This window comes from Pseudoduganella aquatica, from assembly GCF_009857595.1.
Classification (GTDB): Bacteria; Pseudomonadota; Gammaproteobacteria; order Burkholderiales; family Burkholderiaceae_D; genus Rugamonas; species Rugamonas aquatica_A.
Window position 1 is genome coordinate 1 of sequence record NZ_WWCU01000013.1, and the last position, 12225, is coordinate 12225.

Annotated in this window: 11 protein-coding genes; all 11 read right to left on the reverse strand. The window is 67.3% G+C overall.

Annotation, left to right across the window (positions count from 1 at the left end):
• Nucleotides 1-173: 173 nt before the first annotated feature.
• Nucleotides 174-767 carry a PilN domain-containing protein gene (locus GTP77_RS13200; protein ID WP_161072628.1) on the reverse strand — a complete coding sequence of 198 codons (594 nt, stop codon included), beginning with the start codon at nucleotides 765-767 and terminating at the stop codon, nucleotides 174-176.
• Nucleotides 764-1612 carry a hypothetical protein gene (locus GTP77_RS13205; protein WP_161072629.1) on the reverse strand — a complete coding sequence of 283 codons (849 nt, stop codon included), beginning with the start codon at nucleotides 1610-1612 and terminating at the stop codon, nucleotides 764-766. Before GTP77_RS13205 ends, GTP77_RS13200 begins: the two co-directional genes overlap by 4 nt.
• Nucleotides 1605-3293, reverse strand: coding sequence for a GspE/PulE family protein (locus tag GTP77_RS13210; RefSeq protein WP_161072630.1), 1689 nt, complete (start codon nucleotides 3291-3293; stop codon nucleotides 1605-1607). The genes GTP77_RS13205 and GTP77_RS13210 overlap by 8 nt, the downstream gene beginning before the upstream one ends.
• Nucleotides 3293-4489: a type II secretion system F family protein gene (locus GTP77_RS13215; protein WP_161072631.1), complete on the reverse strand. Its 1197-nt coding sequence runs from the start codon at nucleotides 4487-4489 to the stop codon at nucleotides 3293-3295. Before GTP77_RS13215 ends, GTP77_RS13210 begins: the two co-directional genes overlap by 1 nt.
• Before the next feature lie 48 nt (nucleotides 4490-4537).
• The gene (gene gspG, locus GTP77_RS13220) at nucleotides 4538-4981 is read right to left on the reverse strand and encodes a type II secretion system major pseudopilin GspG (RefSeq protein WP_161072632.1); all 444 of its coding nucleotides are present in this window, start codon (nucleotides 4979-4981) and stop codon (nucleotides 4538-4540) included.
• A 144-nt stretch (nucleotides 4982-5125) separates the two neighbouring features.
• A complete protein-coding gene (locus GTP77_RS13225; RefSeq protein WP_161072633.1) occupies nucleotides 5126-8305 on the reverse strand; it encodes a S8 family serine peptidase in 3180 nt (1059 codons plus the stop codon).
• Nucleotides 8306-8345: 40 nt separating this feature from the next.
• On the reverse strand, nucleotides 8346-9071 hold the full coding sequence (locus GTP77_RS13230) for an NF038120 family PEP-CTERM protein (protein WP_161072634.1): 726 nt from the start codon (nucleotides 9069-9071) through the stop codon (nucleotides 8346-8348).
• A 257-nt stretch (nucleotides 9072-9328) separates the two neighbouring features.
• A complete protein-coding gene (locus tag GTP77_RS13235) occupies nucleotides 9329-9772 on the reverse strand; it encodes a hypothetical protein (protein ID WP_161072635.1) in 444 nt (147 codons plus the stop codon).
• A 58-nt stretch (nucleotides 9773-9830) separates the two neighbouring features.
• On the reverse strand, nucleotides 9831-10634 hold the full coding sequence (locus tag GTP77_RS13240; protein WP_161072636.1) for a LuxR C-terminal-related transcriptional regulator: 804 nt from the start codon (nucleotides 10632-10634) through the stop codon (nucleotides 9831-9833).
• A gap of 14 nt (nucleotides 10635-10648) precedes the next feature.
• A complete protein-coding gene (locus GTP77_RS13245) occupies nucleotides 10649-11383 on the reverse strand; it encodes a winged helix-turn-helix domain-containing protein (RefSeq protein WP_161072637.1) in 735 nt (244 codons plus the stop codon).
• Between the two features lie 177 nt (nucleotides 11384-11560).
• A complete protein-coding gene (locus tag GTP77_RS13250) occupies nucleotides 11561-12217 on the reverse strand; it encodes an NF038129 family PEP-CTERM protein (RefSeq protein ID WP_161072638.1) in 657 nt (218 codons plus the stop codon).
• Nucleotides 12218-12225: the final 8 nt, after the last annotated feature.

A 12225-nucleotide genomic window follows, 5' to 3' on the forward strand; every position in this document is an offset into this window, starting at 1 on the left:
CCAGCGCTTTGCAAATCGACAGTCCCAGCCCGCTGCCGCCGCGCTCCCGCGTGCGCGCGCGCCCGGCGGCGCTCCCGCGCGCGCAGCGGCCAGGCGCGCCCGCAGCAGCAAGACGCTGAGCGTGGCTTGCGCCGTTCCCGGCTGCCCGGGCTGCATCTTGGCGGCGCCCGGCTTCATCGCGCTCCCCACTGGGCTTCCACCTGGAAGCGGACCGGCCGGTTCGGATCGAGGTCGTTGATCTCGTGCCGCACCAGCGCAGCGCTCACGAAGAACTCCTGCTGCTTGAGCTGTTCTATGTAGGCGATCATATCGTCCGGATTCTTGGCTTCGGCGCTGATCTTCAGCACTTGCTTGTTCGGGTCGGGCTCCAGCGCCAGCAAGGCAATCGTGGCCGGCGTGGCTTCGCCCACGGCTTCCTGCATGTCGCGCCACGGCAGGTTCAGCTGCAGCACGGCCGCGTTGATGGCCTTGGCCTGGGCTTCCGGTATCTGCACCTTGGCGGCCAGCGCGGCGCCTCCCTGCTGCCCCTGGCGCTGCTGTTTCTGCTGCTGTTGTTGCAGCTGCTGCGCCTGGCGCCGCTGCTGCCGTTCCAGCTCGCCCAGCTGCTCGGCGCGGGCGCGCTGCTGCTGCGCCATCTGGTAGCCGTACGCGGCTGCGCCCACGCACAGCGCCAGCCCCAGCGCGCACCCGGCCAGCGCGGCGGGATGGGCGCGGTACAGCGCGCGGCGCCAGCCGGCCGGCGCGAAGTCGATGCGCATTTTCCTCATGCCGCCAGCCCTCCCGCCGCCAGCACGCTGGCCAGCGACCACTTTTCTTCGCCGGGCAAGGCCGCGCCCAGCACGGTGCACGGGATCTGGTCCGCGTTGGCGGCCGGCTTGGCCAGCAGCGGCGGCACCTGGCCGCACAGCTGCAGCAGCTGCGGCGCTTCCAGTCCGGCCAGCAGCGCTTCGCGTTTCAGCGTTTGCGCCAGCCAGTACTGGTCGGCGCCGCGCGGCACCGGCAGCGCGCGGATGGCGTTCAGGCGCTTGCCGTCCAGGACGGCCAGCGTCAGCAGATTGTCGTGCACCTGGCCGAACCAGGCGCCCGTCTTCACGGCGCCCTGCCAGCGGTTCCACGCGGTGACGAAATGCGGCTGCACTTCCACCACGGCCAGTCCGTGTTCGGCGGCGGCCTGCTCCAGCGTGGCCAGCAAAGGCTGCGGCATGGCGGCGGCAAAGAAAGGCTGGCGCGCGTCCCAGTCCGCCACGATCTTCCAGTTGGCGGCAGGTTCACCGTACAGGCCGTGGAAACGCAGCGCGGCGGCCGCCTCCAGGTCGGCCAGGCGCGCCGCCTGCGCGGGCGGCGTGACCTGCCATACGCGCGCCAGTTCATCGGCCAGCACAAAGCTGGCGGGCCAGCCCTGCACGTCCTGCCCTGCCAGCAGCTCGCGCAGCGCAACGCCGATCGCGTGGTGGGCGTGCAGCGCGCCCACGCCTTCGGGCGAGAACGGCTGTTCGGCCAGCAGCTCTGCCTTGGGACCGAACCAGCGGCTCACCTTCAGCAAGCTCACGGCGAAGCCCGACACGCCGATGCGCAGCGCCTGTCCCGGCAATCTGTCGAGGAACTTAGGCATGCAGCGTCACCCGCTTGATTTCGGACAGCGTGGTGCCGCCGCGCTTGACCAGTTCCAGCGCGGCCAGGCGCAGGCTGCGCGTGCCGTTTGCGTAGGCGGCGGCCTTGATCTGGCGGATCGGTTTCTTGTCCACGATCAGTTCCCGTATTTCGTCGTTCAGCGTGAGGATTTCCGCGATCGAGCGGCGTCCCTTGTAGCCGGTGCCCCGGCAGTCGCCGCAGCCCTTGCCTTCCATGAAGCGGTAGTCGAACACGTCGGCGCGGGTCAGATTGACGCTGGCCAGCTCCTGCTCCGTGGGCGTGTATTCGGCCGCGCAGTGCGGGCAGTTGATGCGCACCAGGCGCTGCGCCCAGATGCCGTTCAGCGCGGACACGAAGGCGTAAGGATCGATGCCCATGTGGGTGAAGCGGCCGAACACGTCGAACACATTGTTGGCGTGCACGGTGGTGAGCACCAGGTGGCCGGTCAGCGCGGACTGCACGGCGATTTCCGCCGTCTCGCGGTCGCGGATTTCGCCCACCATGATTTTGTCCGGATCGTGGCGCAGGATGGAGCGCAGGCCCTTGGCGAAGGTCAGCCCCTTCTTCTCGTTGACCGGAATCTGCAGGATGCCGGGCAGCTGGTACTCCACCGGGTCTTCGATGGTGATGATTTTTTCGCGGCCGTTGTGGATCTCGGTGAGCGCGGCGTACAGCGTGGTGGTTTTGCCCGAGCCCGTGGGACCGGTCACCAGCAGCATGCCGTAGGCTTCCTGCGCCAGCACGCGCAGCGTGGCCAGCGAGGGCGCGTCGAAGCCCAGCGCTTCCAGCGTGAGCGAGCCGTAGGCTTCTATCATGGCGCGCTTGTCGAGGATACGTATCACCGCGTCCTCGCCGTGGATGCTGGGCATGATGGAAACGCGCAGGTCGATCTCGCGCCCGCCCGACTCCACGCGGAAGCTGCCGTCCTGCGGAATGCGGCGCTCGGAGATGTCCAGTTCGGCCAGCACCTTCAGGCGCGAGATGATCTGCTCGGCCACCTCGATGCCGTTCACCGCCGTGGCGTGGTCGAGCACGCCGTCCACGCGGTATTTCACGGCCAGGCCGCCGGCGGTGCTCTCCAGGTGGATGTCGGACGCGCCGGCCTTGAGCGCGTCGTACAGTGTGGAGTTCACCAGGCGCACGGCGGGGCTGGCCGCCTCGGACACGGAGGCGAAGGACAGCACGGCGGCGGTCTTGCCGTCGCGGCGGCCGTCGCTGGCGCCGGGCAGCAGGCTGTCCACCGCGCGCGCCGATTCCTCCTGCTTGGACAGATAGGCCTGGATGTCCGCTTGCAGCGCCAGCCGGGTGTGCAGCGGCGCATGCGGCGTGGCCCGCGCCTGCGTGCCCAGCCAGGTTTGCAGGTCCAGGTCGAAGGGGTCGGCGATGACGCCCACCAGCATGCCGTCCTGCGCGCGCAGCAGCACGCAGCGGCGCGCCATGGCCTGCGACAGCGGCAGCAGGTCGAAGGCCGGCGTGTAGCCCAGCATGTCCACCGTTTCCAGCACGGCCAGGCCGAAGGGCTGGGCCAGCGCCCGCACCGCCAGGCGCGGCTCGATGCCGGTCAGCGCCTCCAGCTCCTCGACCAGGCTGCGCTTGCTCAGCGCGGCGCGCGCGCGGGCGCGCACCAGCATGGCATGGTCGATGGCGGCAAAGTCAGGCATCACGACATATCTCCAGCGAGGTCGAAAATCGGCATGTAGAGCAGCACCACGATGGCGCCCACCACCAGGCCGATGCAAGCCATCAGCAGCGGCTCGAAGGTGCGGGTGAAGCGGTCTATCCAGCGGCTGATTTCGCCGTCGTAGAAAGCCGCCGACTGGGTCAGCATGGGGCCCATGTCGCCGGTGCGTTCGCCCACGCGCAGCATGCGCAGCGAGATCGGCGTGGTCAGGCCGTTGGCTTCAAACGCGGACGACAGCGGCAGGCCGGACTCCACATGCGCGCGCGCCGCCTGCAAGCCCTGCCTGACCATGGGCGACACCATGCCCTGCACCGTGTCGATGGCGTGCAGGATGGTGATGCCGCCTTCGCTCAGCATGCCCAGCGTGAGGTAGAGCCGCGACAGTTCGTAGATGCGCACCCGCTCGCCGATGCCCGGCAAGCGCGACATCAGCCGCAGCAGGCCGCCGTTGGCCATCAGGCGGCGCAGGCCGAACACCAGGCTGGCCAGCGCCAGCGCCACGCCGCCCAGCAAGGTGGTGGTGTGGGCGGAAGCGAACTGGCCCCAGCCCAGCATCATCTGCGACATCCACGGCAGGTTGCGGCCGGCGCCCTGGTAGACCTCGGCGAAGCGCGGCACCACATAGGAAATCAAAAACAGGCTGACGCCGCCGCCCACCAGCAGCAGGATGGACGGATAGATGGCGGCGCTGACGATCTTGGCGCGCACGGTGTCGATGCGCTGCTGGTAGTCGATGAAGCGCGACAGCGCGCGCGGCAGGTCGCTGGTGCCTTCGGCGGCCTTGACGATGCCCACGTACAGCGGAGGGAACAGTTCCGGCTGCTCGGCCAGCACGGCCGAAAAGCGCTGCCCTTCGCGCAGGCCGCCCAGCAGGCGTTCCAGCACGCCGCGCGTGGCGGGGCTGGCTTCCTTTTCCAGCAGCGCCTCCAGCGCCTCCACCACGCCCAGGCCGGCCGTGAGCAGCGCCAGCAATTCCTGGCTGAACAGCACCAGCGACAGGGACTTGCCCCGGCCCTTGCCCACCGGCAGGCCGAGGCCGCCGCGCACCGGCGCGATGGCGCTGACGAACAGGCCGCGCGCCTCCACCTGGCGGCGCGCGTCCGCTTCATCGCGGCCATCCACCACTTGGCGGCCGATCACCATTTCCGGCGACAAGGTACGTACTTCGAACTGCATGGAATGAGCCGCTGCCGAGGGTTGCTGGGATTGCTGTCGAGGTCGGGCTTACTGGGACGAAATATCGGCGTCTTCGCCGGTGCCGCCAGGCTGGCCATCCTTACCCAGCGAAATGATCTCGTACTCGCCCTTGGTGCCGGGCGCGCGGTACTGGTAAGGCTTGCCCCACGGGTCGGGCGGCACGCCTTTTTTCAGGTAGGGACCGTTCCACTTGGCGCCGGCCGACGCGGGCGCGGCCAGCAGCGCGGCCAGGCCCTCCTCGGCGCTGGGATAGCGGCCCACGTCGAGGCGGTAGGTGTCCAGCGACTTTTCGAAGGCCTCGATCTGGGCCTTGGCGATGGTGACTTCCGACTTGCCCAGCTGGGAGAAGTATTTGGGGCCAACATAGGCCGCCAGCAGGCCGATGATGACGATCACCACCAGCAGTTCCAGCAGGGTGAAACCGGCGGCGCGGCGCGGCGCTTTATTACCTTGTAGCTGTGCTGCGTGCATCCGAACGACTCCTTATTTACTGCTATAGGCTGAATCCGCCTAGCCTACCACGGGGTTTAAGCATTCGACAACGTTTTCCGCAATAAAAACAGCCGCGCGGACAGGCCCGCGCGGCTGCGATTTACCGCTCTTGCCGAGTGACAATTAGTCGATCAGTTTCGAGCGCGTGCGTTCCGTTTCCGCCACAGGGATGGTGGCCGTGCCGGTATTGACGTTGACGATGGTGGTGGTCTGCACGTTGCCGTTCAGATCCTGGAACTGGATACCGCCCAGGTAGGAGGTATCGTTGGCCAGGCCGGACCAGGTGGCGACAATGCTGGCCGCCACGTTGGCCACCACTTTGCCAGGCAGAACCACGGTAAACTTGCCGCCCACGTCGGAGGTGGTCACCACGGTCGACTGCAGCTTGTGCGACATCGCCGCAGCGCCGCCGTACGCCACGACGCACACCTTGTAGTTGCCTGCGTCGGGACCGGCCACTTGCACCGACTCATTGCTGCCGTCGTTGCCCGAGTACACCCAGGCGCCGGACGGCGTCAGCAGGCCCATGTCGTTGTCGTCGCCGGCGGTGCCGACATCCGCATCGCGCAGTGCGAAGCGCGCTGCAACCGTGCCGGCAGGAATGGCCACGTTATACACCTTCACGTTCGGCAGGTCGTTGCCGGCCGCGCAAGCCAGCTTCAGGTTCGCCGAGCTCATCGGCGCCGGGGCCAGCGTGACCGCTTCGCCCAGCGTCGGCGCTTTCAGGCCGCCCTTGAGGGCGGTCATGCGGCCATTGAAGGTGGCTTTCATCGGGAAGATGCGGGTACCCGAAGTCTTGTCGCCGGTCAGCTGCGTGGTGCCGGCGATGGACTTGCCGGTGCGGGCCTGGATCGGGCTGCGCACCACATGGGTGCCGTCGGTCCAGCTCAGGGTGCCGAAGTTCCACACGCCGTTGGCGGCGCTGGTGGTGGTCAGCTTGACGGTGAAGGCGGCGGTTTCGCCCGGCGCCAGCGTCAGGCTGGCCGGCGTGACCACCGTGCTGAAGCCCGGCACCGAGGCGGTGGCGTTGTAGGTGGCGCTGGCGCCGCCCACATTGGTCACCGAACGGCGCACGGTGACGCTGTTCTGCACGCCGCCGATGGTGATCGAAGGCAGGTTCAGGTTGTAGGTCTCGTCCAGCGTGCCGTACAGGGTGCAATCGCTTTGCGGCTGCACAGCGGCCTTGTTCACCTTGCACTGGTAAGCCACGTAGTCAGGCTTTTTCAGGTCGTACACCAGGCCCGGATCGGCAGCCTTGTTCGGGTCGACGTGGCCGGCGCCTTGCGACCACGGCAGCAGGCCGTTCTGCGCGCCGGCCAGGCCGTCGTTCAGGGTGGTGTAGGCGGTGGTCATCAGCGCCGACTTGATAGCGGCCGGGGTCCAGTCAGGATGCAGCTGGCGCATCAGCAGGCCCAGGCCGGCCACGTGCGGGCTGGACATCGACGTGCCCTGGTAGGACGCGTAGGCCGCTGGCGGCACCAGCGTACCGGCGGCCACGGCGGCGTGTTCGGCCGGGGTCAGCGCGGCGGTCACGCTGGCGATCACGTCCACGCCTGGCGCGGTCAGGTCCGGTTTCAGCATATTGCTGTCGCCGGCGTTCGGGCCGCGCGAGGAGAAGCCGGCCATGATGGGCGCCGGCGCCGACTTGATGGCGAAGGCGCTGATGGCGGCGCTGGCGCTGGCGCCTTGCGCCAGGGCGTAGGCCTTGATGTCGGCGCCATTGGCAGCCGTCACGTGCACCGTCGGCACCGAGTGCGCTTCCGAGACCAGGCCGCCGCCGTTGTCGGCCATGACCATGCCCACACCGCCGGCCTGCAGCACGGCCAGGCTCTTGTCGACACGGGCATTCTCGCCGCGCGTGCAGATGACGACCTTGCCGGCGACCTTGGCCGGGTCCAGCTTCACCTGGCTCAAGGCGGCGGCAGCGGCGCCGTCGCTGAAGCACAGGCTGGCGGCGCCGCCGCCCAGGCCGGCGTCTTCGGCGCGGATCAGCGGGGCCGAACCGAGCGGGTTCACGTTCAGCGAGGCGCCGCTGTACTTGGCGCCGCTGCCCAGGGTCACTTCCGCCTGCGTGCTGCGGTCGTGGGTGGACGCGGCCACCGTGGTCAGCCACGGGCTGACGTGGGCCACCGCTTGCGCCGGACCGCTGTTGCCGGCCGAGGCGGCCACGAACACGCCGGCCAGCGAGGCGCGGTAGAAGGCCTGCTCGACGGGGTCGTTGACCGAGGTCTGGGAACCGCTGATCGAGTAGTTGATGACATTCACGCCGTCCTTGACCGCCTCGTCGATGGCCAGCACCGAGTCGGTGTTGTAGCAGGTGTTGCTGGCGTTCGTGCCGTCTTCGGCGGCCGGATCGTCATAGGTCCAGCACACTTTGTAGGCGGCGATGCGGGCGCGCGGCGCCATGCCGGTGCTCGGCCCCATCGGCACGCCGTTCACGGTGGCGAAGGCGCCGTCGTTGCCGGCCGCGGTGGACGCGGTGTGGCTGCCGTGGCCGCCGTGGCCGGTGGACACGCCGTTGCTGCCGATGTTGGAGTCACGCGGCGAATAGAATTCGCTCCAGTTCTTTTTCGGGCCGTTGGACGACACCAGGAAGCCGGCGTTGAAGTACTTGGCGCCGATCAGCTTGTTGTTGCAATGCAGGCCGGCATCGAAGCCCTCGCCGCTCTGGCAGCCGCCTTTGAAGCTGGCGGGCGGGCTCAGGTAGGCCAGCGTGCCCGAGCCGTCGAAGGTCGGGTTGCCGTTGGCGTCGACGCGGTCGGCGAAGGCCGGGTTTTCCGGCCAGATGCCGCTGTCGACCACGCCGATCACCATGTTCTCGCCCTTCACCAGCTGGCCGCCGGTGAATTTCGACCACAGGCCGCCGGTCGTGCTCAGGCCCAGGAAGCGCGCGGTGGAGATGGTGTCGACACGGCGCACGGCGTCGGCCTGCACGTCGGCCACGGCCGGATTGTTTTTCAGCGCCAGCACTTCGGCGTCGGTCAGCTGCACGGCAAAGCCGTTCAGCACCACGTCATAGTTGGCGATGACGGCAGGGTTGCCGACGCTGGCCAGCACTTCGGTCTTGCGGTCGCCCAGGTAGCGGATGTATTCCTGCACGCTGGGCGCGCGGAAGTCGAACACTTCGCCAGGGGCCGGCTGGGTCGCAGCCAGGCCGTTGACGCCGCCGTTGTAGGTGGCGGCGGGCTGGTCCGCCAGCTGCACGATGTAGGTGCGGCGCTCTTCTTGCGCGCCGGCGTTAATGGTCAGGCTGGACAGCAGTGCCAGCACTGCCAGCGAAATTGGACGCAGGTTCAGGTTCATGGTTTTTCCCGGAATGGATTAAAAATGGAACAGCACAGGCTCAAGCCGAACGGCGGCGGCGCAGTGCGCCGAGGCCGAACAGGCCCAGGCCGAACAGGGCCATGCTGGTGGGTTCCGGGACGGTAACGATGTTGTCGAGTGCAAAGTTGCCGATGCCATTGGTGCGGCTGCAGCTGCCGGTGGCGTCGCAACCGTAGCCATAGATGCGCACGAAGTTGACTTCATAGCCCGCCAGCGGCGACAGGCTGTAGTTGGCGAAATTGAAAGCGCCGCCGGTCGGGCCAGGCAGGAAGATGGTCTGGGAGTTGCCTACGGCAACGCCTGCGGCGTTGAAGCCCTGGATCAGCAGCGCGCCGGCGGTGGCGGGAAAGCTGGTGCCGTCTGCGCCGACATAGCTGGCCTGCAGGGAGCTCAGGTGGAAATTACTGCCGCTGTTCAGGCCAAAGTACAGATAGCCGTCATTCAGGCCGGTGTAGTAGTTGCTTTTGTTATTGGTCGGGCAGCCGCCGGAAACGCACAGCTCGTTGGTGGAACCATCGACAATCACGCCGGCCAAGTCGCTGCCCAGGGTGGCGCCGTAGGCGTAGGTCTCGATCCAATAGTCCCCGGTTGACTGGTTTTGCCCCGCGTACAGGATGGGCGAATTGGTAAAGCCGCTCTCAAAATTAAGTACTCCCGCTTGAGCAAAACTGCTGGCTGCCAGCGCCGCAACGCATGCCGCTTTTTTGATTAGTTTGCTCGTCCCGCTTGTCGTAAATTTAGCCACGAAATCCCCTGGATATAAATGGTTTCTTAGTTTTTAGAAAGCTATCTTGTCTTGTGGATAGATAACTTGCCGGCCTCAACCACTCCCCTAGTTGAGTCCGTTTCTTAAAGCATTAACCGTGCCCATGAAATATTTTCAAAAGAATCAGGAAGTTGATTCATTTGCATGGTTGCAAGGAGCTTAAACTGTAAGATTTTTCGACAAAAAATGTTTCTCGTGTGAATCAAATTCACGCGGGAGGCGTGACAATCGGAAGGTCAGTCGGCGCGGCCGGACGGCCCGCCAGGAAGGGTGCGGCAATAGCCGGCGACACAGCCCACGGCAGGCTGCGGAACAACTTGACAAGTGGCGGCCATGCCCTCTTTCTCGGCAGCCTCGTTGGCGCTCTTGCGCAGCGCGGTGTAGCGCTGCGCGAGCGGAGCGGCGGCGGCCATCTGCGCGGAAGACATGGCCAGCCAGGCGGACGGGCCGCCGCACAGGCGCGCGCCAACCGGCAAGGCATGGCAGTCGGCGGAAGCGGTACAGGTGGAGGCGGCCTCCATGGCGCGCAGGCGCTGCAGGAGCTCAGGCAGGGCCGCCGTGCCGCCAGGCGGCTGGGCTGCGGCGGCGCCACTGCCCTGGCTGCTGCCAGCCAGCGCGGCGCAGCCCAGCAAAGCGCCGGCGGCGGCAAGGACAAGCAGCGTGGTCAGGCGCATGGACATGGGCGGTGGGCGCCGGCGAGGAAGGAATCATCCATCATGTGCTTGTGCGGCCGCCGCGTCAAGCGCGCACTGCGCCGCCGTCCAGCAGCCGCAGCGCAATGCCGCGCGCCACCGCCTGCGTGCGGTTGCTGACGCCCAGCGTTTTGTAGATGCGCTGCAAATGGTTTTTCACGGTAAGACCGCTGATGCCGAGGATCTGCCCCACTTCGGTATTGCTCTTGCCTTCCCTGACCCAGTGCAGGATTTCCATTTCGCGCCGGCTGACGGGGCGCTCGGGCAATGCGGCGGCGGGCGCGGCGTCCAGGCGCAGCAAGGCGAAATGCAGATGGGGCAACAGCAGTTCGAGAAAATACGCCTGGCGCGGACCGGGGCGCTGGGGCATGCCGAACAGCGCAAAACAGGTGCCGCCGCCAGGCAGCTCGCCGCTGCCGTGCAGCAAGACATTGTCCAGGCCCAGACGCAGCAGGTCGGGGCCAAACGCGGCCCACGGGCCGGCACCGGCGACACCGGCGGCACCGGCGGCGACAGCGGCCGGCAAGGCCGGTGCGGCCTGCCCGTCAGCACGCGCGCCGGCGTGGCGCGCAAGGCGCGGCGCCAGCCCTTGCGCGGGATCGCACAGCTGCGCGAGCACAGCCTGGTCGAGCACGGTGCCGTGCAGGCATTCCGTGCGCAGCAAGCCACCGTGCGCACCACCCGCCGGACCGAACTGCATGCAGACCATCACGCGGTGCGGCAGCAGCGCTTGCAGCTGGCCTTGCGTCCATAGGAAATAGCTGCGCAGCTCGCGCACCGACAGCGACGCTTCGATGGCGCCCAGCAGGTACTCCTGCTCCAGCTTGCTCAGGATGACCGTGTGCTCCATGGCGCGCGCGAGCCTCAGGCAACGGCGGCGACGCGGGCCGTGAAACGGTAGCCGCTGCCGCGCACGGTTTCGATATGGTCGTGGTAGCCGCTGGGCTGCAAGGCGCTGCGCAGGCGGCCGACATGGGTGTCCACGGTGCGTTCGTCCAGGCAGGCGTCCGCGCCCCACACCAGGTCCAGCAATTGCGCGCGGCTGTACACCCGTTCCGGATGCCGCATCAGGAAATGCAGCAGGCGGAACTCCACCCGCCCGAGGCTGAGCTGGCGCCCGCCTGCGACGACGCGCTGGGCGGCGGCGTCCAGCCGCAGCGTGGCCAGCTGCAGCGCGTCCTTGCCTGCCATGGCGCCGTCTGGTGCGCCGGCGTGCAGCGCGGCGTGCGCCTGGCGGCGCAGCACGGCGTGCATGCGGGCCAGCGTTTCGCGCGGGCTGAAGGGCTTGGTGATGTAGTCGTCGGCGCCGCTCTCCAGGGCCATGATCTTGTCGGCCTCGGCAGCGCGCGCGGTCAGCATAATGACGGGCAGATCCTCGGTGCGCGGCTGCGCGCGCAGGCGGCGCAGCAGGGACAGGCCGGATTGCCCGGGCAAATCCCATTCCAGCAGCAGCAGCGCGGGCGCGGCGGTTTCCATCATCAACAGCGCGCTTTCGGCGTCCAGCGCGCACAGCGGCTGGTGGCCGGCCTGGCGCAGGTTCAGCGCCAGCAGCTGCTGGACCTGCGGATCGCAGTCGATGATGAGGATGGGGGATGGCATGGAACCACTATGCATCAGCCCGGATAGTGCTTACTAATACAATTTAATTGCGCGATTCATAGGATTTTCGACTAAATTTTCGCTCTCCCTATGAAAAACGCGCCGCCCTTGAGGGGGCGGCGCGCATGGTTCAGGCGCTTGCGCGCGCACCGGCCGGTGCGCGGAAACAACAGACTATCAAGCCGCCAGTGCCATGCCCTGCTTGGGCAGGCCGGCCGTGGCGCGGCGGCGCAGCACCAGCGCCATCAGCGCCAGGCCGGTGCCGCTCAGCAGCCAGTCCGACGGTTCCGGCACCACACCCACCGCGCCGGGATCATTGTTGTCCTGGCCGATACTGCCGCTTCCTCCGGGAACGGTGGCTGGCGTCCAGACGAACGATGCGAGCACGCCGGTATCCGGGTCATAATTGCCAAGCGCCCGGTTGTCCAGAGAGTACGCCGACACGGCAAAGACGGAGGCGACCGTGGTCAAAGGATCGATGGCGCCGCCAAAAGTGATGTCGAAGCTGACCTGGCCGATAGTGAAGTCGACCGCGTGAAACAGATCGTTGCTCAGCAAATTGCTGAACAGATAGCCGCCAGCCTGCTGCGTAACGTTCATCACTTCCTTGTAGGCGCTGCTATCGAAGCCCACCATGTTCGACACCAGGGCTGTGGCCTCGACCGCGCCGCCCTGGCCCAGGAACTGCATGTCGATAAAGCCGGTGGCTTCACCAAAATTGCTGGTGTTGATCGTGACGTGGATGGTGCCGGCCGAGGCCGCGCCGCAGCCCGCGCACAGGGCCAGCGCCAGCGCCGCGCGGCGCAGGAAGGTGCTCATAGAATTGAAGTACATGATGGTTC